This window comes from Klebsiella sp. JB_Kp004 (assembly GCF_040065795.1).
Lineage (GTDB): Bacteria > Pseudomonadota > Gammaproteobacteria > Enterobacterales > Enterobacteriaceae > Klebsiella > Klebsiella quasipneumoniae.
Map to the genome: position 1 here is coordinate 25,908 of NZ_JBEAKW010000002.1, position 23,820 is coordinate 49,727.

Below are 23,820 nucleotides of genomic sequence, written 5' to 3' on the forward strand. Positions count from 1 at the left end.
TAATGCGATGAAAAGAAAACTTTCCTGGATGTGTGCAGTAGCGGTGGGCATGTGCAGCTGGTATCCGCTGGCCTCTTACGCGGCGCCGGCCGCCGTGGTGAACCCGGCTCCTGGCGTTCAGCCGCAGGCGGCCACCCCGCCCGCGCCCGCGCCCGCGCCGGTGACGATTGGCGAGCCGACGGCGACCCTCGCCGAACCGACCGCACCGGCGGTGGTCGCCGAGAATATCCCGCAGCGGGAGGTGAAGCTGACCTTTGCCACCATCGCGCCGCCTCCGGGCAGCATTGTGCTGCGCGGCTCACGGCCTGACGCCTCGGTCGAATTCGGCATGCGCAGCGATGAGCTGGTCGCCAACGCGCTGCTCAATCTGGAATATACCCCGTCGCCCTCGCTGCTGCCCGTGCAGTCGCAGCTGAAAGTCTATCTCAACGATGAGCTGATGGGCGTCCTGCCCGTCACCAAAGAGCAGCTGGGGAAAAAGATCCGCGCGCAGCTGCCGATTGACCCGCTGTATATCACCGACTTCAACCGCATACGGCTGGAGTTTGTCGGCCACTATCGCGATGTCTGCGAAAACCCGGCCAGCAGCACGCTGTGGCTGGACGTCGGGCGCGAAAGCTATCTGGATCTCACCTACCAGTCGCTGAAGGTGCATAACGATCTGTCGCACTTCCCGGTGCCGTTCTACGATCCGCGCGACAACCGCCCGCTGACGCTGCCGATGATTTTCCCGGGTTCGCCGGCGGTGGCCCAGCAGCAGGCGGCGGCGATTATCGCCTCATGGTTCGGCAGCAAGGCCGGCTGGCGCGGCCAGCAGTTCCCGGTCTATTTCAACGAACTGCCGGATCGTAACGCCATTGTCTTCGCCACCAACGACAAGCGTCCGGATTTCCTGCGCGATCATCCGCCGGTCAACGCGCCGACCATCGAAATGATCGACAACCCGAACGATCCTTACGTCAAGTTGCTGGTGATTTTCGGCCGCGATGATAAAGACCTGCTGCTGGCGGCGAAGGGGATTGCCCAGGGCAATATTCTGTTCCGCGGCAGCAGCGTTACCGTGGACGGCATCAAAACCCTGCAGCCGCGGCAGCCATACGATGCGCCAAACTGGGTGCGCACCGACCGCTCGGTCACCTTTGCTGAGCTGAAAACCTATGAGCAACAGCTGCAGTCCAGCGGGCTGGTGCCGGATGCCATCACCGTGGCGCTTAACCTGCCGCCGGATCTCTATTTGCTGCGGGCCAACGGCATCGATATGGATCTGAAATATCGCTACACCATGCCGCCGGTGAAGGACAGCTCGCGGATGGATATCAGCCTCAACGACCAGTTCCTGCAGTCGTTCAGCCTTAACAGCTCCCAGGACGTGAACAAACTGATCCTGCGCCTGCCGGTGCTGCAGGGGCTGCTGGACGGCAAATCGGAGGTCACCATCCCCGCGCTGCGTCTTGGAGCGGTGAACCAGCTGCGCTTTGACTTCCAGTACATGAACCCGATGCCCGGCGGCTCCATCGACAACTGTATTACCTTCCAGCCGGTGCAGAACCATGTGGTGATCGGCGACGATTCGACCATCGACTTCTCGAAGTATTATCACTTTATTGCGCTGCCGGACCTGCGCGTCTTCGCCAATGCGGGCTTCCCTTACAGCCGAATGGCTGACCTCGCCGACACCCTGGTGGTGGTGCCGAAGGCGCCGACCCAGGGCCAGGTGGCGACGCTGCTGCAGGCGCTGGGCGGCATCGGTTCGCAGACCGGCCTGGCGGCGATTAATCTGCAAATGACCGACGATGGCAACCAGATCAAGAATAAAGACGCGGATCTGCTGCTGATCGGCGCGATCCCTTCGTCTCTCAAGGACGATACCAAAATCAACCTGCTGGTCGAGGCGACCAAAAGCTGGGTGAAAATGCCGATGCGCCACTATGACCTGGCGAGCATTTATCCCGATGACGAGGCCCGCACGCCCAACACCCGCACCGACATCACCTCTTCCGGACCGATGGCGGCGGTGATTGGCTTCCAGTCGCCCTACAACGATCAGCGTAGCGTGGTGGCCCTGCTGGCCGACAGCCCGCGCGGTAATGAATTGCTGACCAACGCCCTCAACGACAGCGGTAAGCGGGCGGCGATGTTTGGCTCGGTGGCGGTGATCCGTGAATCCGGCGTCAACAGCCTGCGGGTGGGCGATGTTTACTATGTTGGCCATCTGCCCTGGTTCGAGCGCATCTGGTTCGCGCTCTCTAATCACCCGATACTGCTGGCGATCTTCGCCGCGGTCAGTATCGTGCTGCTGGCGTGGGTGCTGTGGCGCATGCTGCGCATTATCAGCCGCCGCCGCCTTAGCCTGGATGATGAATAAACGATGATGAAAGTACTTTGCGGCGCGGTGCTCTCCGCGCTGGTACTGGCGGCGGGCCAGGCGAGCGCCGCTTGCCAGTGGCCCGCCTGGGAGCAGTTTAAGAAAGCGTACGTCAGCCCCGAGGGGCGGGTGATCGACCCCAGCGATGCGCGCAAAATTTCCACTTCCGAAGGACAGAGCTATGGCCTGTTCTTTGCCCTGGCGGCCAACGATCGCGCGGGGTTCGACAAGCTGCTGACCTGGACGCAGAACAACCTGGCGGAGGGCGACCTGCGGCAGCATCTGCCGGGCTGGCTGTGGGGGAAAAAGGACGACGAACAGTGGACGCTGCTGGACAGCAATTCGGCATCCGACTCGGATCTGTGGATAGCCTGGGCGCTGCTGGAGGCGGGCCGCCTGTGGCAGCAGCCGCAGTACACCGAGACCGGGAAAGCGCTGCTGGCGCAGATTGTCGACGAAGAGACGGTGGCGGTGCCGGGCCTTGGCACGATGCTGCTGCCGGGAAAAGTCGGTTTTGCCGACGACAGCGGCTGGCGGTTTAACCCCAGCTATCTTCCGCCGCAGCTGGCCACCTATTTTGTGCGTTTTGGCGCGCCGTGGCCCACCCTGCGCGACACGAACCTGCGTCTGCTGCTGGAGACCGCGCCGAAAGGCTTTACCCCGGACTGGGTGCGCTATGAGAAAGGGAAAGGCTGGCAGCTGAAAACGGAGAAGCCGCTGATCGGCAGCTATGACGCGATTCGCGTCTACCTGTGGGTGGGCATGCTTCATGATGGCGATAAGCAAAAAGCGCGTCTGCTGGCCCGCTTTGCGCCGATGGCGGCGCAGACCACGGAGCTGGGGGTACCGCCGGAGAAAGTGAATATCGCCACCGGTAAAACCAGCGGCCAGGGGCCGGTGGGCTTCTCCGCGGTGATGCTGCCGTTTTTACAGAACGACGAGGCCCGGTCGGTGCAACGACAGCGCGTCGCCGATAACTATCCCGGCGCGGATGCCTACTACAGCGCGGTCCTGACGCTGTTCGGTCAGGGTTGGGATCAACACCGTTTTCGTTTCACTGCGGGTGGCGAATTACAACCTGACTGGAACCAGGAATGCGCAAGCTCTCACTAAGTTTACTCACGCTGTCCCTCGGCGTTGCGCTGCTGCCGTTAGCGCAGGCGACGACGACGCCCGCCCAGGAACATCTGCTGGAGCAGGTGCGCCTCGGCGAGGCCAGCAATCGTGAAGACCTGGTGCGCCAGTCGCTATACCGTCTGGAGCTGATCGACCCCAACAACCCGGACCTGATTGCCGCGCGGATGCGCTATCTGCTGCGCCAGGGGGATACCGCCGGGGCGCAAAAAGAGCTGGAGCGACTGACGAAGCTGGCGCCGGATTCCCCTGAGCTGAAGGCGTCGCGCAATGAGATGAAAAGCAACACCGGCGAGGGCCGTCAGGCGCTGCAGCAGGCGCGACTGCTGGGCGTGGCCGGGAAGGTCGATGAAGCCATCGCCGCCTATGAAAAACTGTTCGGCGGCGTGCCGGATGATGTTGATGCCGCTATTGAATACTGGACGTTGGTGGCGCGCCTGCCGGCCCGTCATAGCGAAGGCGTCAGCCAGCTGAAAAAACTGAACGCCAGCGCGCCGGGCAACGTCAGCCTGCTGACGGCGCTGGCGAAGCAGATGTTTGCCGATAACAAACCGCAGGAAGGGTTCGCCTATCTGGCGGAAATGGCCCGCTCAGCCTCAGGACGCGGTATCGCCGCCGATATGTGGTTCAGCGAAGTGAAAAGCATGCCGGTGAGCAAAGCCAGCGTGCAGGCGTTGCAGCAATTCCTGCTGCAGTTTCCTACCGGCTCGGTGGCGGCGAACGCCCGCGTCCTGCTTGACCAGCAGCAGGCGCAGCTGCAGGATCCGACGTTCCGCGCCCGCTCGGAAGGGCTGGCGGCGGTCAAATCCGGAAATACCTCGCAGGCGGTGGCGGATCTGCAGAAAGCCGTTCAGGCCGACAGCCGCGACAGCGATGCGGTGGGCGCCCTCGGCCAGGCCTATTCCCAGCGCGGCGACCGCGCGCGGGCGGTGGCCCAGCTCAATAAAGCGATTGCCATGGATCCCGACAGCCCGAATCGCGGCAAATGGGACAGCCTGCTGCAAACCAACCGCTACTGGCTGCTGATCAAGCAGGGGGATAACGCCCTGAAGGCCGGTCAGCTTTCACAGGCGCAGAATTATTATGCCCAGGCGCAGCGGGTCGATCGGACCGACAGCTATGCCGTGCTGGGGCTGGGCGACGTCGCGGCGGCGCGCGAAGCGTCGGCGGCGGCGGAGCGCTATTATCAGCAGGCGTTGCGCCTGGATCGCGGGAATAATCTGGCGGTGCGCGGCCTGGCCAACCTCTATCGCGCTGAATCGCCCGAGAAAGCCAGCGCCTGGATCGCTGGTCTTCCTGCCGCCCAGCGGCGCAGCATCGATGATATCGAACGCAGCCTGAACAACGACCGGCTGGAGAAACAGGCGCAGGCTCTGGAGAGTCAGGGCAACTGGGCGCAGGCGGCGGAAGTTCAGCGTCGGCGCCTGGCGCTCGATCCGGACAGCGTGTGGATCACCTATCGTCTGGCGCGGGATCTGGTCAGCGCCGGCGAACGGCAGGAAGCCGATGCGCTGATGCGGGCGATGGTCAACCGCCAGCCGCAGGATGCTGAACGGGTCTACGCCTCGGGGCTTTACCTGTCGGGGAACGACCAGGACGATCTGGCGCTGGCGCAAATCGCCGCCCTGCCGCGCAGCGCATGGACGGATAACATTCGTGAACTGGAGGCGCGTCTGCAAAGCGACCGGGTGCTGCGCCAGGCGAACCAGCTGCGCGACAGCGGCGAGGAAGCGCAGGCGATCGCCCTCATCAAACAGCAGCCGGCCTCGGTGCGCTATGACCTGACGCTGGCCGACTGGGCCCAGCAGCGCGGGGACAACCAGACGGCGATTGCCGACTATCAGCGGGTGCTGCGTCAGGAAGCCGACAACGGCGATGCGCGCCTCGGCCTTGCGGAAGTCTATCTGGCCGAGGGCGATAAACAGGCCGCCCGGGCGCAGGTCATGCAGCTGAAAGGCGCAGAGGCCGAATCCATGAATATGCAGCGGCGGGTCGCCCTGGCGCGAGCCGGCCTTGGCGATACCGCTGACGCCCAACAGATTTTTAACCAGATTGTGCCGCAGGCGAAGGCGCAGCCGCCCTCGATGGAGAGCGCGCTGGTGTTGCGCGATGCCGCGCGCTTTGCCACCCGGAACGGGGAGCCGCAGCAGGCGCTGACCCACTACCGGGAGGCGATGGTGGCCTCCGGCATCACCCCCGCGCCGCCGCAGGATAACGATACCTTTACCCGGCTGACGCGCAACGACAGCCGGGATGACTGGCTGAAGCGCGGGATCCGCAGCGATGCCGCCGACCTTTATCGCCAGCAGGATCTGAACGTCACCCTGGAACACGACTTCTGGGGATCCAGCGGCACCGGCGGCTATTCCGACCTCAAGGCGCATACCACCATGCTGCAGGTGGATGCCCCGCTGGCGGATGGCCGGATGTTCTTCCGCACCGACCTGGTCAATATGGATGCCGGCAGCTTTTCCACCCACAGCGACGGGAGCTACTCGCCCAGCTGGGGCACCTGCGGGGAGATCGCCTGTACCAGCGGCAGTAAAAATCAGACCGACAGTGGGGCCAGCGTAGCGGTCGGCTGGAAGAATGACACCTGGAGCGGCGATATCGGCACCACGCCGATGGGCTTCAATGTCGTCGATGTGGTCGGCGGCCTGAGCTACAGCAGCGACGTCGGGCCGGTGGGATACACGGTCAACGTGCACCGGCGTCCCATCTCCAGCTCGCTGCTCTCCTTTGGCGGGCAGAAAGACAGCAACAGCCATACCGGTACCACCTGGGGCGGCGTTCGCGCCGACGGCGGCGGTGTGAGCCTCAGCTATGACCGGGGCGAAGCGCACGGTATCTGGTCCTCGCTGGGGGCCGACTCGCTGACCGGTAAAAACGTGGCGGATAACTGGCGCGTGCGCTGGATGACCGGCTACTACTATAAGGTGATTAACGAGAATAATCGTCGCGTCACCGTCGGCCTCAACAATATGATCTGGCACTACGACAAAGATCTCAGCGGCTACACCCTCGGCCAGGGTGGCTATTACAGCCCGCAGGAGTATCTCTCGTTCGCTGTGCCGGTGACCTGGCGACAGCGCACGGAGAACTGGTCCTGGGAACTCGGCGGATCGGTATCATGGTCCCATTCGCGTACCCAGACGCAAGCCCGCTATCCGCTGCTGAACCTGATCCCGTCCGACTACCGACAGCGCGCCAGCGAACTGACGGAGGAGGGCGGCAGCAGCCAGGGATTCGGTTACACCGCCAGAGCGCTGGTGGAGCGGCGGGTGACCAGCAACTGGTTCGTTGGCGCCGCGGTCGATATTCAGCAGGCGAAGGACTACACCCCGAGCCATGCGCTGCTTTACGTGCGCTATTCGGCGGCCGGCTGGCAGGGGGATCTGGATATGCCGCCCCAGCCGCTGGTGCCTTACGCCGACTGGTAGCAGAATAGGCTGAATTACGTCACAGAGCACCACTCCACGGCGCGCTTCGCGTATACTCGTGAGGCGTTGCCCACCGTCGGCCGCCGGGGAGGTCTCTCCGGCGTCTGCGCCACCGCGCGGAGCTATCCCGTCACTTCATCCCTCGCGGGCGTGGGCGAAGGATTTAAGTATATAATCAGCCTGAAACGACCGGGATTGAAGGATTAATGCCGGGTATGCATTCAGTATCAGTGGAGAACACCGTTGCGCGTCAGCCGTTCACTTACAATCAAACAGATGGCGATGGTCGCGAGCGTGTCCATGGCCTTTGTATTGGTTTTTTGCACTATTTTGCTGTTTCACTTTGTGCAACAGAGTCGCTTTACCACGGCCACGCAGTTAGAAAGTATCGCGCGATCCGTTCGCGAACCGCTGTCTGCGGCTATTCTGAAAGCCGATATTCCGGAAGCGGAAGCCATTTTAAGCCGTATCCAGCCTGCTGGCATCGTCAGCCGGGCGGATGTCGTCTTGCCCAACCAGTTCCAGGCGCTGCGGATGCGGTTTATCCCTGAGCGGTCGGTGCCGGTGACCATCACCCGGCTGTTTGAGCTGCCGGTGCAGATTTCGCTGCCCATTTATTCGCTGGAGCGGCCGGCCAACCCGCAGCCGCTGGCCTATCTGGTGCTGCAGGCCGACTCCTATCGCATGTATAAATTCGTCATGAGCGCCCTTGCTACGTTAGTGACTGCTTACTTACTTCTGGTGCTGATGCTGACGGTGGCGCTCACCTGGTGCATCAACCGGCTGATGGTTCGCCCCCTGCGGCGTATCGCCCGCGAGCTGAACGATCTCTCCCAGCAGGAGCGTCTTGGCCATCAGCTGACCCTCCCGCGCCTGCACCATGACGACGAGATCGGCATGCTGGTGCGCAGCTATAACCGCAACCAGCAGAGCCTGGTGCGCCAGCATGATGAGCTGTCCATCCAGTCGACCCGCTTCCCGGTCTCCGAGCTGCCGAATAAAGCCTTTTTGCTGGCGATGCTGGAGCAGACGGTGGCCCGCCCGCAGAGCGCCGCGCTGATCGTCGTCGCCTGTGAAACCCTGCAGGACGCCGCCGGCGTGCTCAAGGAGAGCCAGCGCGAAATGCTGCTCCTGACGCTGGTGGAGAAGCTGCGCGCCGCGATCCCGCCGCAGATGGTGCTGGCCCAGGTAAGCGGCTATGACTTCGCCATTCTCGCCGATGGCCTCGCCGAATCCTGGCAGGCGGTGACGATAAGTAAGCAAGTGCTCACTATTATTAATGAACGTTTACCGCTGCATGGTCTGCAGCTGCGGCCCTACGCCAGCGTGGGGATCGCCATGTTCCATCCCGGTCTCAGCGCCGAACAGTTTTACCGGCGCGCGGTCTCGGCCGCGGTCACCGCAAGACGCAAAGGTAAAAATCAGATTGAGTTCTTCGATCCCGAGCAGATGGAAAAGGCTCAGCGCCGCCTGATGGAAGAGCACGAAATTATGACCGCCCTCGACAACCAGCAGTTCGCGATCTGGCTGCAGCCGCAGGTGGCCTGCGCCAGCGGCGAGCTCTGCGGCGCCGAGGTGCTGCTGCGCCAGCGGCAGGCGGATGGCAGCTGGTCGCTACCGCCGGCGCTGATTGAGCGCATTGAGTCCTGCGGGCTGATTATCCCGGTCGGCTACTGGGTGATGGAAGAGGCCTGCCGCCAGCTGGCCGCCTGGCAAAGCCAGGGCATTATGCTGCCGCTGTCGGTCAATGTTTCCCTGCTCCAGCTGCTGGAGCACGACCGTGGCGAGGAGATGCTGAAGCTGATCGCCCGCTACCGCATTGCGCCGGGCACCCTCATCCTTGAGGTGACGGAGAGCTGCCGGATGGACGATCCGCAGGATGTGATGGCGCGGTTGCGGCCTCTGCGCGAGGCCGGCGTGCGGATTGCGCTGGATGATTTTGGCATGGGTTATGCCGGGTTGCACCAGCTGCAGCAGATGAAGGCTCTGCCGGTGGATATTCTGAAAATTGATAAGGTATTCATCGATATGCTGCCGGAGGATGTCAGCATGGTGCCGGCGATAATCCAGCTCGCGCGCGGCCTGTCGCTGCGCATTGTGGCGGAAGGGGTGGAAACGGAAGACCAGTATCGCTGGTTGCAAGCCGCCGGCGTCGAGGTGCTCCAGGGCCACCTGTTCGGTTGCGCTTTACCGCAGGAGGCGTTCAGCGCCCGCTATTTATCTCCGGTCCGCGAAGATGCAAATTTGTAAATGTTTTGTTGACTTGTGCGAGTCAGCTCAAAGATTTTAACAATCGCGTTGCACTTTCGGCGTTAGTTATTTCTGAAATGTTTCCAGGGTGTTATTTTTAAGCCACAGACGTCAAATATCCCTTCTTGCTCTGTGGTTATTCCCAAAGGACACCCTATGAAAACCTCTATCTTTAAAAGCCTCTATGTCCAGGTTCTGACGGCCATAGCGATCGGTATTCTGCTGGGCCATTTTTACCCGGAACTGGGCGCGCAAATGAAACCCTTCGGCGACGCCTTCGTTAAGCTGATTAAAATGGTGATTGCTCCGGTTATCTTCTGTACCGTCGTGACGGGGATCGCCGGAATGGAGAGCATGAAAGCCGTTGGCCGTACCGGGGCGGTGGCGTTGCTCTATTTCGAAGTGGTCAGCACCATCGCGCTGATTATCGGTCTGGTTATTGTCAACGTGGTGCAGCCGGGGGCCGGGATGAACGTCGACCCGTCGACGCTCGATGCGAAAGCGGTGGCGGTGTACGCTGAGCAGGCGAAAGACCAGGGGGTAGTGGCCTTTTTACTGGATGTGATCCCGGGCAGCGTCATTGGCGCCTTCGCCAGCGGCAACATCCTTCAGGTTCTGCTGTTCGCCGTTCTGTTTGGCTTTGCCCTGCATCGTCTGGGCAGCAAGGGCCAGCTGATTTTCAACGTCATTGAAAGTTTCTCGCAGGTCATCTTCGGCATCATCAATATGATCATGCGCCTGGCGCCGATCGGCGCCTTCGGGGCTATGGCCTTCACCATCGGTAAATATGGCGTCGGCACCCTGGTGCAGCTGGGCCAGCTGATCATCTGCTTCTATATCACCTGTATCCTGTTCGTGGTGGTGGTGCTGGGGTCAATCGCCAAAGCCACCGGCTTCAGCATCTTTAAATTTATCCGCTATATCCGCGAAGAGCTGCTGATCGTGCTGGGGACCTCCTCATCCGAATCGGCGCTGCCGCGCATGCTCGACAAGATGGAGAAGCTCGGCTGTCGTAAATCGGTGGTGGGTCTGGTGATCCCAACCGGCTATTCGTTCAACCTCGACGGCACCTCTATCTATCTGACGATGGCGGCGGTCTTTATCGCCCAGGCGACCAACAGCCATATGGATATTTTCCATCAAATCACCCTGCTGGTGGTGCTGCTGCTCTCTTCGAAAGGGGCGGCGGGAGTGACCGGCAGCGGCTTCATCGTGCTGGCGGCGACCATCTCGGCCGTCGGGCATTTGCCGGTGGCTGGCCTGGCGCTGATCCTCGGTATTGACCGCTTTATGTCCGAAGCCCGTGCGCTGACTAACCTGGTAGGTAACGGCGTCGCCACGGTGGTAGTAGCGAAATGGGTTAAAGAACTCGATGCCAAACAGATGGATGATGTGCTGAATAACCGTGTTCCCGCGAACAAAACGCACGAATTATCCTCTTAAATCCTCCTCTTAGGCCCGTACTCCCTTGCTGGAGTACGGGCTCCTGCGCATAATTAGAGGTCATTTCCGCCCGGCGGGAATGACACGAAATGATTATTTTACGTTGTCATGCGACATTTTCGTCTCCGTGTGGTCTAACCGACGTATTTCACTCTCACTTTTTTCGGCAGCCCGTCAGTGGGATGCTGTTGTAACCAGGAATGTTCATCAGGGGTTCACATGCAGGGCACAACAATTAAACTCTTAACGGGCGGTTTGCTGATGGTAGCGGCGGCCGGTTATGTGCAGGCAGAAGCGCTCCAGCCTGATCCGGCCTGGCAACAAGGGACCTTAGCGAATGGGTTGTCGTGGCAGGTGCTGGCCACGCCGCAGCGTCCCAGCGACCGTATCGAAGTCCGTCTGTCCGTGAATATTGGCTCGCTGAGCGAAAGCACTCAGCAGAGCGGTTTCAGCCGTTTTATTCCCCGTCTGGCGTTGACGCAAAGCGGCAGCCTGCCGACGATGCAGGCACGCTCGCTGTGGCAGCAGAGTATTGACCCGAAGCGTCCTCTGCCGCCGGCCATCGTCTCCTACGATTACACGATGTTTAATCTCAGCCTGCCGAATAACCGCAACGATCTGCTGAAAGAGGCGCTGAGCTGGCTGGCGGACGCCAGCGGTAAACTGACCATTACGCCTGAATCGATCAATCACGCGCTGCAGGGCAACGACATGGTGGCGACCTGGCCGCTGGATACCAAAGAGGGCTGGTGGCGCTATCGCCTCAAGGGCTCCACCATGCTGGGCCACGATCCCGCCGCGCCGCTGAAGCAGCCGATCGACGTGGCGCATCTGAAAGACTTTTATCAAAAATGGTACACCCCCGACGCCATGACGCTGATCGTGGTGGGTAACGTCGACAGCCGTAGCGTCGCTGAGCAAATCAGCAAAACCTTTGGCGATCTGAAGGGCAAGCGGGAAACGCCCGCGGCGGTGCCGACCTTATCGCCGCTGCCCACCGTGCCGGTCAGCATCATGACCAGCGCCGTGCGCCAGGACAAACTGTCCATCATGTGGGACGCCCCCTGGCAGCCGATCCGCGACTCCGCGGCGCTGCAGCGCTACTGGCGCGACGACCTCGCCCGCGAAGCGCTGTTCTGGCACGTGCAGCAGAGCCTGAGCAAAAATAACGTCAAGGATATTGGTCTTGGTTTTGACTGCCGGGTGCTCTATCAGCGCGCGCAGTGCGCCATCAATATCGAATCGCCGGGCGAGCGCCTGAATAACAACCTGAGCGTGGTCTCGCGCGAGCTGGCGAAAGTGCGCGACAACGGCCTGCCGCAGGAGGAGTTTGATGCGCTTATCGCTCAGAAAAGCCTCGAGCTGCAGAAGCTGTTTGCCACCTATGCGCGCACCGATACCGACATTCTGATGAGCCAGCGCATGCGCTCCCTGCAAAATCAGGTGGTGGATATTGCGCCGGAGCAGTACCAGAAGCTGCGTCAGGAGTTCCTCAACTCCCTGACGGTGGACATGCTGAACCAGTACCTGCGTCAGCAACTGTCTCAGGATATGGCGCTGGTGTTGCAGCAGCCGAAAGGCGAACCGGAATACAACATGAAGGAGCTGCAGGCCACGTGGGAAAAACTGATGGCGCCGAGTCCGGCGACCGCAGCGACCAGCGGCAGCGCCGATACGGTTGACGCCCACAGCGAGGCCAGCGACATCCCGTCGGGGCAGTAACCTGATGCCTCTCCGGCGCGCCAGCGGCGGCCGGAGAGCGCTTACAGGTGAGGATTATTGCGGCATTGCTTCCCGGGGGATGATCGCCCCGCGATACTGGATCACCGTGCTGGCGGTCAGATGTCCGCGTCTGGCGGCGGATTCAGCATCGCCGCCGGTCAAGCGCACGGCCAGATAGCCGGCGCTGAAGGAGTCGCCGGCGGCGGTGGTATCCACCACTTTCTCTTTGGCCAGTTTGACGGCCGGCACTTCCCGCAGCGGTTGCCCGCTCACCGAGACCAGGCAGGCATCCGCTCCGCGCTTCACCACCACCTCTTCCACGCCGGCGGCGTGGGTGCGGGCGATCACCTCGGCGACCGGTTTTTCCCCCCACAGCGCGTCTTCATCATCGAGGGTCAGAAACGCGATATCGGTGCAGGCGAGCATCTCCTGATAGACCTGCTGCGTCTCCGCCTGGCTGGCCCACAGGCGCGGGCGATAGTTGTTGTCGAAGATCACCTTGCCGCCGTTGCCGCGGCACTCACGCAGCAGCGTGAACAGCCTGGCACGACTGGCCGGGCTGAGAATGGCGAGGCTGATGCCGCTCAGGTAGAGATAGTCGAACGTGGCCAGCTCTTCGCAAATCGCCGCCGCGCGATCGTTCTCCAGCCAGAATTTTGCCGCCGCCTCGTTGCGCCAGTAGTAGAAGGTGCGCTCGCCGGCGTCATCGGTTTCAATGTAATACAGCCCCGGCAGGCGGTCGGCCATCCGCTGGATCAGGCTGGTGTTGACGTTTTCCTGCTGCCAACTGTCGAGCATCTGCTGGCTGAACGCATCGGTTCCCAGCGCGGTGACGTAGTGGACGCTCAGCGCGCTGGCATCCGTCTGCCGCGCGATATAGACCGAGGTGTTTAAGGTATCGCCGCCAAAGCCGCGGTTAACGGCCCCGTTCTTCTCTGACAGCTCAATCATGCATTCGCCAATGACGGCAATTTTTTTAGACATAGCCAGAACCTGCAATGGAATCGATATAAGCGCTAGTGTGCGCTGCGCTGTTTTGCTGGTCAATCATATTAAAACATCGTTCCATTATTTTTTTGACCTGACGCGCGTAATGTGACGAAAAGCGCATTTCCAGGAGAAACGCCGCTTTTTGACTATATTCAGGACTGACGTGATGCAAAAGGAGCGGAGTAGGGATGAGCAGAACCCGTAAAACGTTGGTTATCATCACAGGAACGATACTGTTGCTGATCGTTCTCTTCTTTATCGTGTTGGCCACCTTCGACTGGAACCGGCTGAAGCCGACGATTAATCAGAAAGTATCTGCCGAGCTGAACCGCCCGTTCGCCATCCGCGGCGATCTCGGCGTGGTCTGGGAGCGGCAGCCGGAGGAGCGCGGCTGGCGCAGCTGGATCCCGTGGCCCCATGTGCACGCGGAAGATATCGTGCTGGGCAACCCGCCGGCCATTCCCCAGGTGACCATGATCCACCTGCCGCGGGTGGAGGCGACCCTCGCCCCGCTGGCGCTGCTGAGCAAAACGGTGTATCTGCCGTGGATCAAGCTGGAACAGCCCGACGTGCGGCTGATCCGCCTGGCGGAAGACAACAATAACTGGACCTTTCAGCTGGCTGGCGATCAGCGTGCCTCGGGGGACAGCGCCCCCTCCAGCTGGTCTTTCCGCCTCGATAACATTCTCTTCGATCGCGGGACTATCGCCATTGATGACAAGATCACCCGCAGCGATATCACCATCCTCGTCGATCCCCTCGGCAAACCGCTGCCGTTCAGCGAAGTCACTGGCACGAAGGATCGGCATAGCGCGGCGAAACCAGGCGACTACGTCTTTGGCCTGTCGCTGAAGGGCCGCTATAAGGACCAGCCGGTCACCGGCAACGGTAAAATCGGCGGCATGCTGGCTCTGCGCAGCGCAAGCACGCCTTTCCCGCTGCAGGGCGACTTCCGCTCCGGCAATACGCGGGTGGCGTTCAGCGGCACGGTCAGCGATCCGCTCAACGTCGGCGGCATTGACCTGCGGCTGAAATTCGCCGGCGATTCGCTGCGCGATCTCTACGACCTGACCGGCGTGCTGTTGCCGGAGACGCCGTCGTTCTCCACCGACGGCCGTCTGCGCGCCGACTTTAAGCAGAAAAACAGCATGCGCTTTGACTATCAGAATTTTAACGGCCGGATCGGCGATAGCGACATTCATGGCTCTCTGACCTATACCACTGGCAAACCGCGGCCGAAGCTCAGCGGCGACATGGAGTCGAAGCAGCTGCGGCTGGCGGATCTCGGGCCGTTAATCGGCGTCGACTCCGGCAAAGGGACGAAGAAAAGCGCTGCGCGCCAGGCGGGCGATCGGCCGCAGCCGGCGGGTAAAGTGCTGCCGGCGGACCGCTTTGAAACCGATAAATGGCAGGTGATGGATGCCGATGTGCGCTTTAAGGGCCGGAGAATTGAGCACGGCGGTACGCTGCCGATCAGCGATCTGGCGACCCACGTGATCCTGGAGGATGGCGACCTGCGCCTGCAGCCGGTGCGCTTTGGCCTGGCCAACGGGTCGATTGCCGGCAGCGTGCACCTGCAGGGCGATAAAAAGCCGCTGCAGGGTGAGGCCAATCTGCAGGCGCGGCGACTGAAGCTGAAGGCGCTGATGCCGAACGTCGAGATGATGCAGAAAACCCTCGGCGAGATGAATGGCGACGTTCAGCTGCGCGGCAGCGGCAACTCGGTGGCGGCCCTGCTCGGCAACAGCAACGGCAACCTGAAGCTGCTGATGAATGACGGCCTGATCAGTCGCAACCTGATGGAAATTCTCGGCCTTAACGTCGGCAACTACCTGATCGGCCAGATTTTTGGCGATGAGGAGGTTCGGGTGAACTGCGCGGCGGCCAATATCGACGTGACCAACGGCGTCGCCCGGCCGCAGATTTTTGCCTTCGATACGGAAAACGCGCTGATCAATGTGACCGGGACCGCCAGCTTCGCCTCCGAGCAGCTGGACCTGACCATCGATCCGGAAAGCAAAGGCTTTCGGGTGATCACTCTGCGTTCCCCGCTGTATGTTCGCGGCACCTTTAAATCGCCGCAGGCGGGGGTGAAGGCCGGGCCGCTGATTGTCCGCGGCGCGGTAGCGGCGGCGCTGGCTACTCTGGTGACGCCGGCTGCCGCGCTGCTGGCGCTGATCTCCCCGGCGGAGGGCGATAGCAACCAGTGCCGGACCATATTGTCGCAGATGAAAAAGTAGGGGAGAGCCCTGACGCCAGCGGCGTCAGGGCGAAGGATCACAACGACTGGTGGCGGGTCTCGTGGGTCAGCAGCAGGGCGATCAGCGTCAGCGCCGCCATCGCCGCCAGATAGGTGCCGACCGCCGCGAGGCCATAGTTGCCCTGCAGCCAGGCGGCAATGTACGGCGCGACCGAGGCGCCGAGGATCGACGACACGTTATAGGAGAACGACGCCCCGGTGTAGCGCACTTCCGTCGGGAACAGCTCCGGCAGCAGCGCGCCCATCGGGCCAAAGGTCAGTCCCATCAGGCTTAAGCCCAGCAGCAGGAAGGCAAAGACCAGCAGCGGGTTACCGGAACCCAGCAGCGGTTTAAAGGCGAACAGGGCGAACAAAATAATCATCGTGGTGATGATAATCATGCTCTTACGACGACCAAAGGCGTCCGCCAGCAGGCCGGCGATCGGCACCATCACGCCAAAGCCAATCACCGCCATCATCAGCATCCACAGCACTTCGTTACGCGGCAGGCCCAGGCCATTCGGCGCCGCGCCGGTGCTGAAGGTCATCGAGTAGACGGTCATGATGTAGAACAGGGTATAGGTTGCCAGCATGATGAAGGTGCCCAGCACCGTCACGCGGACGTGTTTGGTCAACAGGGTACCCAGCGGGATTTTGACCTGTTTTTTCGCCGCCGCCACTTTGGCGAAGACCGGGGTCTCATGCAGCGAAACGCGAACATACAGACCGATGATCACCAGCACCGCGGAGAAGATAAACGGCACGCGCCAGCCCCACTCCATAAACTGCTGATCGGTTAACAGCCAGGAGAGCAGCAGGAAGGTGCCGTTGGCGAAGAAGAAGCCGATCGGCGCGCCCAGCTGCGGGAAGGAGCCATACAGGGCGCGCTTGCGCGCCGGGGCGTTTTCCGTTGCCAGCAGCGCTGCGCCGCCCCATTCCCCTCCGAGGCCAAGTCCCTGACCGAAGCGCGCCAGCGCCAGCAGCATCGGCGCGACAATGCCAATGCTTTCATAGCCGGGCAGCAGGCCGATTACCACAGTGGAGATCCCCATGGTTAACAGCGAGGCCACCAGGGTGACCTTCCGGCCGACGCGATCGCCGAAGTGGCCAAACAGCGCGGAGCCGATTGGCCGGGCGACGAAGGCGATGGCGAAGGTGGCCAGCGACTGCAGGGTGGCCGCGGCGGCATCGCCCTGCGGGAAGAAGATATGCGGGAAGACGATGACCGCGGCAGTGGCATAGATGTAGAAGTCGAAAAACTCAATGGCGGTGCCAATGAGCGAGGCGACAACGACTTTATTGCGTGAGTTGACCGGGGCGGTTTCCTGCGTGTTTTCGAGTGTGGTGGCTGTGGCTTGCATAGATCTTTCTTATTTTTGCGCGAACGAAAAGCCATATAGCCACAGCCATCGGGACATTTCAATCTGTAACAAACGCGGAAAATGAGCAAAAAAGAGGCAAAAAGCGGATAATTTTTACGCCAGAAAAAAGAGTTCTATGAAATGCTTCACACAATTAAAAAGATAGAGAATAAAACCAGTTTTTCGTTAAATAAAAGTTACGTCCTGGATTTATCTGCTGAAATCAAGCGCGAGGATGAATTTTGCCTCTTTTATTCATCCTCGCAATACCTCAGCGGTGGGTTTTGCCCGGCATCCGCCGGTCGTCTTTATACTCCGCGGTGGCGATCCACGCGGCGCAGAACAGCGTCAGGCGGGCAAAGAAATAGAAAAAGGCCATCAGCCCCAGCACCGATCCGAACGCCGCCCCGGAAGGGGATTTCACCAGCGCCGGCAGCGTCCAGGTCATGACGATTTTGATGATTTCAAAGCCAATCGCCGCGATAAGCGTGCCGCGAAACAGGGCTTTGCGCCGCGGACGGTGGCGCGGCAGCCGCCAGAAGATCCAGAAAAAGAGCAGATAGTTGGCAAAAATCGAGATGGCGAGACCGATCAGCCGCCAGGCGGGTTTCAGCCATTCAATATTGTCCAGATACAGCGCGGAGATAATCAACTGCTGGGCGGAACCGGCGACAGAGGTGATCGACAGCGTAATAATCAGCGCCACCAGCAGACCGATCAGCGAGATAAGATCGCGGAAGTATTTTATCCAGATTTTCTCCTCGTCCTGCGGCCGGCGCTCCCAGACGTCGCGCGACTGAGCGCGGATCGCTTCGCGCAGGTTGCCCATCCAGTTAATACCGGAATAGAGCGCCACCAGCAGGCCGACGAGGCCGACGGCGGTGCGCTGCTGCACCGCGGTGTTGATGGTGTTTTTCAGCGTCGCCGCCAGCGTCGGGTCGCTGACGTTTTGCAGAATTTTGTCGAAAATGTCCTGCAGCAGGGTCGGATGCCAGGCCAGCACGAAGCCGGCGGCGGCAAACGAGACCATCAGGATCGGGATCATCGACAGGAACGAGAAGTAGGTGATGGCCGCGCCGAACTGATTGCCCAGCCGGTCGTTGAAGCGCTCTGCGGCGCGTATCAGGTGGGCGACTACCGGGTTGCGCTGCACTTTGGCCGCCGTTCCGGTGACGGTCTTCAGCGCCTGGCTGGCTTTTTGCCCGACGGCCGTGTCATTGAGAGCGTCGAGGGGGCTTTTGTTTTTCTCCGGCTGCGTGTCCGGTTCCTGTGGGGGGCGTCGATCGTCGTTTTCCGGCGTCATACGTGATTTCTTCCTTTTTTACCGCGAGATTCAGCAAAAAGTATACCTTAAATGCCGTATTCTGCAGGAACGCATCTGCCCGCCCCTCGTTCACCCTCCGCGCGGATCAATCGACGTAATCTTTCATCAGCCCGCCCAGCCACTCCATAAACAGATGCACGCGGCGGGAGAGATTGCGCCGGTGCGGGTAGATAAGCGAGACCGGCAGCGGCTCAGCGCGGTACTGGGGCAGGATCTCAATCAGTTCGCCGGCGCGTAACGCCTCGCGCACGCCGGTGCGTGGCACCTGAATAATTCCCAGCCCGGCGATACAGGCCGCCTGATAGGTTTCCGTGCTGTTGACCGTCAATATGCCGCCGCTTTTTACCCAGCGCACGGCGCCGTCGATCACCACCTCGAAGCCGGAAGGACGGACCCCGAGGGTGCTGGCGTAGTGGATCAGGGCATGATCCGCCAGATCCTCCAGGGATTGCGGGTAGCCAAAACGGGTCAGGTAGTCCGGGCTGGCGCAGTTAATTTGCGTCAGCTTGCCCAGCGGGCGGGCGATAAGCCCGGAGTCTTTGAGCGCGCCGACGCGCACCACGCAGTCAAACCCCTCGCGGATCACGTCCACCAGCCGGTCGCTGCTGCTCAGCTCCAGTTCGATGCCCGGATACTGCTGCAAAAAAGCCGGCAGGTGCGGGATCACCAGCTTTTTGGCAAAACCGACCGGCATATCCACCCGCAGCCGGCCGCTGATGCTCGCCGGATCGTGCTGGAACATACCGTCCAGTTCGTCGAGGTTGCTCAGCAGATCCTTCGCCCGCTCGTAGTAGACCATTCCATCCTGGGTGAGCTGAACCCGGCGGGTGGTGCGGTGCAGGAGGCGCACGCCAAGATGGCTTTCCAGAGCCTGAATCTGCCGCGAGACGCTGCCTTTCGGCAGCGCCAGGGTCTCGGCGGCGCGGGAGAAACTCTCCAGATCCGCTATGCGAATGAATAACTGCATTGCATGAATTTTATCCATGCCGATGGCCTATTGTTGTTGTGAATGAAACAGTAAAACGTAATGTAGCGTATTTATTGTTTCACTGGCAGTTAATAAGCTGGAACACAATCACAACGCAACCTGAAAGGGGTCTTCTGATGACACAACGTATCGCTTTAGTGACCGGCGGCAGCCGCGGTCTGGGTAAAAACGCCGCGTTGAAGCTGGCGGCGAAGGGAACCGACATTCTTCTGACCTATCACAGCAACCGCCAGGCGGCGCTTGAGGTGGTGGCGGAGATTGAGCAAAAAGGGGTGAAGGCGGCAGCATTGGCGCTGAACGTCGGCGATCCTTCAACATTCGATGCTTTCGCCAGCGAGGTGACGCAGGTGCTGGTGCAGAAGTGGGGACGCACCACCTTTGATTATTTACTGAACAACGCCGGGATCGGCCTCAACGTCCCCTTCGCCGAGACCAGCGAAGCGCAGTTTGACGAGCTTATGAACATTCAGTTCAAAGGCCCGTTTTTCCTGACCCAGCGGCTGCTGCCCCTCCTGCAGGACGGGGGGCGCATCCTCAACGTTTCCAGCGGCCTGGCGCGCTTTGCCCTGCCGGGCTATGCGGCCTACGCCGCGATGAAGGGGGCGATGGAGGTTCTGACCCGCTATCAGGCGAAAGAGCTGGGTGGACGGGGGATATCGGTGAACATCATCGCGCCGGGGGCCATTGAGACCGACTTTGGCGGCGGGGTGGTGCGCGATAACGCCGAGGTGAATCGGCATATCGCCGCCCAGACCGCGCTGGGGCGCGTCGGGCTGCCGGATGATATCGGCGACGCCATCGCCGCCCTGCTCAGCGATGAGCTGGCGTGGATGAACGCGCAGCGCGTGGAAGTCTCGGGAGGGATGTTCCTCTGAACCCCGCTGTCGTCAGACCGTGAGCGGCGGTGCGCTAGGGCGCATCGCCCTCCGCGCGCAGCCGACCGAACAGCCAGTCGTTGTGCCAGCGCCCGTTGAGCCAGTAGTTCTCCCGCAGCTCCCCCTCCAGCCGGAAGCCGGCTTTGAGCAGTAACTGCCTGGACGCCTCGTTGCCGGCGGTGACGCTGGCGGTCAGGCGGCGGACGCCGCCGGTGGTGAAGGCGTAGTCGCACAGCGCGCGCAGCGATTCGTAGCCGTAGCCACGACCCTGCGCCGCCGGGGCGAAGAGAAAGCCGACCTCGGCAATGTCGCGCTGATGATGTTGGTAACCGGTGAGGCCGAGCGGGGTATGGGTCAGCCTGTCGCGCACCACCAGGCACAGCCAGTGTTCATCCCCGGGCGTCCACGGCGGCAGCCGCGAATCGAACGCCTCGCGGATGGCCGCCTGCGGCCTGGGGTCGGCCACGTAAAGCATGACCTGCGGATCCTGCTGCAGGGAAAGAAAAAACGACCAGTCGTCCAGCTGCAGCGGTGAGCAGCGCAGGCGCGGCGTCAGAAGTTCAGGCATAAGCGTCATTCCGGGCAGGGCGAATCCTCTGAACATAGCAGGAGAAGGCCGCGGGGAACAGCCCGACTAGGTTGGCTCGCCGTAGAGGCCAATCAGCCGGCGCACGACGCCGTTGGTCCAGCCGAAGCCATCCTGCAGGGGATACTCCCCGCCGCCGCCCTCATGCGGAACGCCGGTGGCGATATGGTATTTCTCAATCAGTTTGTGGTGCTGCTTGTAGAAGTGGTTGACCGTCTGCAGCCAGCTCCAGGCGATCTCATCGCCCAGCGGATCCTGGCCGTAGCGTTTAAATCCCTGCACCGCCATCCACTGCAGCGGCGCCCAGCCGTTGGGTTTATCCCACTGCTCGCCGCTCTCGTATTCGGTGGCCATGATCCCGCCGGGGGTGAGCAGGCGGGCCCGCACCGCATCGGCAAGGCGTTCCGCCTGTTCGTGGGTCGCCAGGCCGACGTAAAGGGTGACAATGCTGGCGGCGGAAAACAGCGCCAGCTGTTCGCGGCGCCAGTCATAATCGCGAAAACAGCCGTTCTCATCGTCCCACAGATAGCGGTTAACCGCCGCCCGCCGATCCTGAGCCTTCTGGCGGAAGGCCGCTTCCGTCTCGCGATCGCCCTTCAGGCCGGAGAGGTTGGCGATGGTCGTCTCCAGCTTGAACAGGAAGGCGTTCAGGTCGATGGGGATAAACTGCGTGGTGCGGATACTGGCCAGTCGCGTGATATCCCGCAGCCAGCGGCTGGAGTAGTCCCAGCCGGACGCGGCGCCCGCCCGCAGGTCGCGGTAGACTTCATTAGCCGGCCGTCCGGAGTGTCGGGCGGTCTCCACGTCCTCGCGCCACGATTCATCCCGCGGCGTGTCCCGGTCGTCCCAGTAGCGATTGAGCAGGGAGCCATCCGGCATGCGCACTACGTGCCGATACGCCTGATGCGGGATCAGTGACTCGGCGCCGTCCATCCAGAAGGCATGCTCCATCTTCAGATGATCCAGATAGCGCTTCGCGCCGCGCACGCCGTCCTCTTCAAAGAGTTCGACCATCAGGGCGAACACCGGGGGCTGCGAGCGGCTGAGGTAGTAGGTGCGGTTGCCGTTCGGAATGTGACCGTAGGTTTCAATCAGCCAGGCGAAGTTATCGGCCATGCATTTCAGCAGATCTTCCCGGCCGCTCTCCGCCAGCCCCAGCATGGTGAAATAAGAGTCCCAGTAATAGGTTTCGCTAAAGCGACCGCCGGGCACGATATAGGCCTGCGGCAGCGCCAGCAGCGATGACCAGGGGATATGATCCTGAGGCTCGCGGGTCAACACCGGCCATAGTTTATCGATATGCTCTTTCAGCGTCAGGCTGGGGTCGGAGGTGTAGACGTCGGTATGGCTCTCCGGCAGCCAGAAATTATCCTCAACGAACTGCCGCAGGTCGAAATCGGGCTGGCGTTTGACCTTCCGGTAATTCCGCAGGATGTCCAGCGGGTCGTGTTTCGGCGCGCAGTCGGGAAAAGTTTTGCTGTCGGCAAAAATGCGTGATTTTTGCACGTTGGTAAACAGCTCAAGATAGCGATCCGCCGGGGTGAGGGCATCGGAGGCCGGAAGCCCCTCGATCACCTCAGGCTCCGGTTCAGCGTCAATCATCTCATCCAGCTTTAATTCGTACGGATCGGCTTCGTAGCAGGGATCGATGTCGATCCTTAACTCGTCGTCTTCAACGTGGCGTAATTTCTGGCTGAACATAGCGATACGGACCTCCGGATAGCGTGAGTTCGCGGCCGGGCGTACCCGGCCTTGTCTTTTAAGCGTAGACAGTCGCTTCGGTGAGTGTGAAGTAAACTGTGCGTTAGATCACGCTTTTCCGCCGGCAGGGGACGCGGTGATTTCTAATTAACACCTTGATAAATAATAATAAGTTCGCGATTAGGTGAAGATAAAATTCGGAGCATTCATTATGCAACAAAATTTTATCCCGGCGCGCTCACTCCCACGCCGCCTCCAGCATCTCCAGCAGCTGTTCGCTGCTCAGGCTGACCGGATTAGCCTTCATCGACGAGGAGGTGCTGGCGGCCAGCGCCGCCGGCTCCAGGGCGTCGCGCGCCACGCCGAGGTCGCGCAGGGTGCCGAGACCGGCGCGATGGCTCCATTCCCGCAGGCTGTCCCAGACCCGATCCGCCGGGACCTCCAGCCCGTCGGCCAACCAGCGGCGAACGTCGTTGAAGCGCTGGCGCAGGGCGGGGTCGTTTATCTGCGACTCATTCAGCGCCAGCCCAAACGGCAGCAGGCTGCCGCATAAGGCGCCGTGCGAGGCGCGGCTCAGGCCGCCCAGCGGGCCGGCGAGGCCGTGGATCACCCCCAGCCCGGCGTTCGCCAGCGCCACTCCGCCGCACAGGCTGACCCAGGCCATCTCGTCGCGGCTGGCCGGGCACTCTTTTTCCATCAGAACCTTCAGCGCGCGGATGCCGCGCGGGATCGCCTGCTGACAGAGGGCGTCGGTGAAAGGGATGGCCCGGCTGCAGAGCCAGGGCTCGATCACCTGGGTCAGGGCGTCGAGGCCGGAGCTCAGGGTGATGCTGCGCGGCGCGTTGTCGGTTAGCGCCGGGTCGACAATAGCCAGGTCAGGCAGCATCCGGTCGTCGCGCAGGCTCACTTTCCGCTGCTGTTCCACGACGTTGATCACCGCGTTTTTAGTGACTTCCGCGCCTGTGCCCGCGGTGGTGGGGATCGCCACGAACGGCAGCGGGCTGGCTTCCAGCTGACGGCCGGTTCCCACGACTTCCAGATAGTCGACCAGCGGGCCGGTGGCGGGCGCCAGCGCCGCAATCGCCTTACCGGCGTCAATCACCGCGCCGCCGCCGAGGCTGACCACCGCCCTGATCCCTTTCTCGCGCGCCAGCTGGACGCCCTGCTCAATATCGATAAGCCAGGGTTCGCGGCTTATCGCCAGCGTCGTGACCGCCAGCTGCAGCGCCTCCAGCTGATGGCGGAGAAATGCCGCCCGCTGCGGGCTGGCGCCATGCACCAGCAGAACAGGACCGCCCTGCTGCGCCAGCCAGGGGGCGGCGCTCTGGGCCTGACCGCGGCCAAAACGAATATTTGCAGGCATCAAAACGGTAAAAGGGGTCAACATGTCGGGTTCCTTTTC

At 61.5% G+C, this 23,820-nt stretch carries 15 protein-coding genes; 8 read left to right on the plus strand and 7 right to left on the minus strand.

Going from position 1 to position 23,820, the window contains the following annotated elements:
• The first annotated feature begins 7 nt into the window (after positions 1 to 7).
• The 6 genes from bcsB to ABLX76_RS02285 all read left to right on the plus strand — a co-directional run bounded on the left by bcsB (position 8) and on the right by ABLX76_RS02285 (position 12,354).
• Positions 8 to 2,365 (plus strand): cellulose biosynthesis cyclic di-GMP-binding regulatory protein BcsB, encoded by a 2,358-nt coding sequence (gene bcsB / locus ABLX76_RS02260; protein ID WP_101997030.1) that lies wholly within the window; start codon positions 8 to 10, stop codon positions 2,363 to 2,365.
• 3 nt (positions 2,366 to 2,368) lie between these two features.
• Entirely contained in the window at positions 2,369 to 3,478 is a 1,110-nt protein-coding gene (gene bcsZ, locus ABLX76_RS02265; RefSeq protein ID WP_261901967.1) for a cellulose synthase complex periplasmic endoglucanase BcsZ, read from the plus strand.
• Entirely contained in the window at positions 3,460 to 6,939 is a 3,480-nt protein-coding gene (bcsC, locus tag ABLX76_RS02270; RefSeq protein WP_348873900.1) for a cellulose synthase complex outer membrane protein BcsC, read from the plus strand. The genes bcsZ and bcsC overlap by 19 nt, the downstream gene beginning before the upstream one ends.
• A 243-nt stretch (positions 6,940 to 7,182) precedes the next feature.
• Positions 7,183 to 9,189 carry a biofilm formation regulator HmsP gene (hmsP, locus tag ABLX76_RS02275; protein ID WP_044525008.1) on the plus strand — a complete coding sequence of 669 codons (2,007 nt, stop codon included), beginning with the start codon at positions 7,183 to 7,185 and terminating at the stop codon, positions 9,187 to 9,189.
• A 156-nt stretch (positions 9,190 to 9,345) separates the two neighbouring features.
• Complete coding sequence (locus tag ABLX76_RS02280) at positions 9,346 to 10,632, plus strand: dicarboxylate/amino acid:cation symporter (RefSeq protein ID WP_023291290.1); 1,287 nt, start codon at positions 9,346 to 9,348, stop codon at positions 10,630 to 10,632.
• Between the two features lie 219 nt (positions 10,633 to 10,851).
• Positions 10,852 to 12,354, plus strand: a complete 1,503-nt coding sequence (locus ABLX76_RS02285) for a pitrilysin family protein (RefSeq protein ID WP_023291289.1) — start codon at positions 10,852 to 10,854, stop codon at positions 12,352 to 12,354.
• 54 nt (positions 12,355 to 12,408) lie between these two features.
• On the opposite strand, the gene ABLX76_RS02290 is transcribed toward ABLX76_RS02285, so the two are convergent.
• Complete coding sequence (locus tag ABLX76_RS02290; RefSeq protein ID WP_060589817.1) at positions 12,409 to 13,338, minus strand: sugar kinase; 930 nt, start codon at positions 13,336 to 13,338, stop codon at positions 12,409 to 12,411.
• 194 nt (positions 13,339 to 13,532) lie between these two features.
• Between ABLX76_RS02290 and ABLX76_RS02295 the strand changes: the two genes are divergently transcribed.
• Complete coding sequence (locus ABLX76_RS02295) at positions 13,533 to 15,584, plus strand: AsmA family protein (RefSeq protein ID WP_117136574.1); 2,052 nt, start codon at positions 13,533 to 13,535, stop codon at positions 15,582 to 15,584.
• A gap of 37 nt (positions 15,585 to 15,621) precedes the next feature.
• On the opposite strand, the gene ABLX76_RS02300 is transcribed toward ABLX76_RS02295, so the two are convergent.
• The 3 genes from ABLX76_RS02300 to ABLX76_RS02310 all read right to left on the minus strand — a co-directional run bounded on the left by ABLX76_RS02300 (position 15,622) and on the right by ABLX76_RS02310 (position 19,253).
• The gene (locus ABLX76_RS02300; RefSeq protein WP_017900001.1) at positions 15,622 to 16,944 is read right to left on the minus strand and encodes an MFS transporter; all 1,323 of its coding nucleotides are present in this window, start codon (positions 16,942 to 16,944) and stop codon (positions 15,622 to 15,624) included.
• Between the two features lie 271 nt (positions 16,945 to 17,215).
• The gene (gene yhjD / locus ABLX76_RS02305) at positions 17,216 to 18,247 is read right to left on the minus strand and encodes an inner membrane protein YhjD (protein WP_023291286.1); all 1,032 of its coding nucleotides are present in this window, start codon (positions 18,245 to 18,247) and stop codon (positions 17,216 to 17,218) included.
• A 106-nt stretch (positions 18,248 to 18,353) separates the two neighbouring features.
• The gene (locus ABLX76_RS02310; RefSeq protein WP_243805930.1) at positions 18,354 to 19,253 is read right to left on the minus strand and encodes a LysR family transcriptional regulator; all 900 of its coding nucleotides are present in this window, start codon (positions 19,251 to 19,253) and stop codon (positions 18,354 to 18,356) included.
• A gap of 119 nt (positions 19,254 to 19,372) precedes the next feature.
• Between ABLX76_RS02310 and ABLX76_RS02315 the strand changes: the two genes are divergently transcribed.
• Positions 19,373 to 20,131, plus strand: coding sequence for an SDR family oxidoreductase (locus ABLX76_RS02315; protein WP_243805928.1), 759 nt, complete (start codon positions 19,373 to 19,375; stop codon positions 20,129 to 20,131).
• A 34-nt stretch (positions 20,132 to 20,165) separates the two neighbouring features.
• Here the strand turns inward: ABLX76_RS02315 and ABLX76_RS02320 are convergent, their stop codons facing one another.
• The 3 genes from ABLX76_RS02320 to ABLX76_RS02330 all read right to left on the minus strand — a co-directional run bounded on the left by ABLX76_RS02320 (position 20,166) and on the right by ABLX76_RS02330 (position 23,805).
• A complete protein-coding gene (locus ABLX76_RS02320) occupies positions 20,166 to 20,699 on the minus strand; it encodes a GNAT family protein (RefSeq protein WP_086076077.1) in 534 nt (177 codons plus the stop codon).
• A gap of 66 nt (positions 20,700 to 20,765) precedes the next feature.
• The gene (locus ABLX76_RS02325; RefSeq protein WP_023291282.1) at positions 20,766 to 22,418 is read right to left on the minus strand and encodes an alpha,alpha-trehalase; all 1,653 of its coding nucleotides are present in this window, start codon (positions 22,416 to 22,418) and stop codon (positions 20,766 to 20,768) included.
• A gap of 238 nt (positions 22,419 to 22,656) precedes the next feature.
• Positions 22,657 to 23,805: an iron-containing alcohol dehydrogenase gene (locus ABLX76_RS02330; RefSeq protein WP_348873904.1), complete on the minus strand. Its 1,149-nt coding sequence runs from the start codon at positions 23,803 to 23,805 to the stop codon at positions 22,657 to 22,659.
• Between the last annotated feature and the right edge of the window lie 15 nt (positions 23,806 to 23,820).

Bases quoted from the DNA above. Each gene is read 5' to 3' on its own strand.
- bcsB (WP_101997030.1), top strand. From the start codon at position 8: ATGAAAAGAAAACTTTCCTGGATGTGTGCAGTAGCGGTGGGCATGTGC.
- bcsZ (WP_261901967.1), top strand. From the start codon at position 2,369: ATGATGAAAGTACTTTGCGGCGCGGTGCTCTCCGCGCTGGTACTGGCG.
- bcsC (WP_348873900.1), top strand. From the start codon at position 3,460: ATGCGCAAGCTCTCACTAAGTTTACTCACGCTGTCCCTCGGCGTTGCG.
- ABLX76_RS02280 (WP_023291290.1), top strand. From the start codon at position 9,346: ATGAAAACCTCTATCTTTAAAAGCCTCTATGTCCAGGTTCTGACGGCC.
- ABLX76_RS02285 (WP_023291289.1), top strand. From the start codon at position 10,852: ATGCAGGGCACAACAATTAAACTCTTAACGGGCGGTTTGCTGATGGTA.
- ABLX76_RS02290 (WP_060589817.1), bottom strand. From the start codon at position 13,338: ATGTCTAAAAAAATTGCCGTCATTGGCGAATGCATGATTGAGCTGTCA.
- ABLX76_RS02295 (WP_117136574.1), top strand. From the start codon at position 13,533: ATGAGCAGAACCCGTAAAACGTTGGTTATCATCACAGGAACGATACTG.
- ABLX76_RS02300 (WP_017900001.1), bottom strand. From the start codon at position 16,944: ATGCAAGCCACAGCCACCACACTCGAAAACACGCAGGAAACCGCCCCG.
- yhjD (WP_023291286.1), bottom strand. From the start codon at position 18,247: ATGACGCCGGAAAACGACGATCGACGCCCCCCACAGGAACCGGACACG.
- ABLX76_RS02310 (WP_243805930.1), bottom strand. From the start codon at position 19,253: ATGGATAAAATTCATGCAATGCAGTTATTCATTCGCATAGCGGATCTG.
- ABLX76_RS02315 (WP_243805928.1), top strand. From the start codon at position 19,373: ATGACACAACGTATCGCTTTAGTGACCGGCGGCAGCCGCGGTCTGGGT.
- ABLX76_RS02320 (WP_086076077.1), bottom strand. From the start codon at position 20,699: ATGCCTGAACTTCTGACGCCGCGCCTGCGCTGCTCACCGCTGCAGCTG.
- ABLX76_RS02325 (WP_023291282.1), bottom strand. From the start codon at position 22,418: ATGTTCAGCCAGAAATTACGCCACGTTGAAGACGACGAGTTAAGGATC.
- ABLX76_RS02330 (WP_348873904.1), bottom strand. From the start codon at position 23,805: ATGTTGACCCCTTTTACCGTTTTGATGCCTGCAAATATTCGTTTTGGC.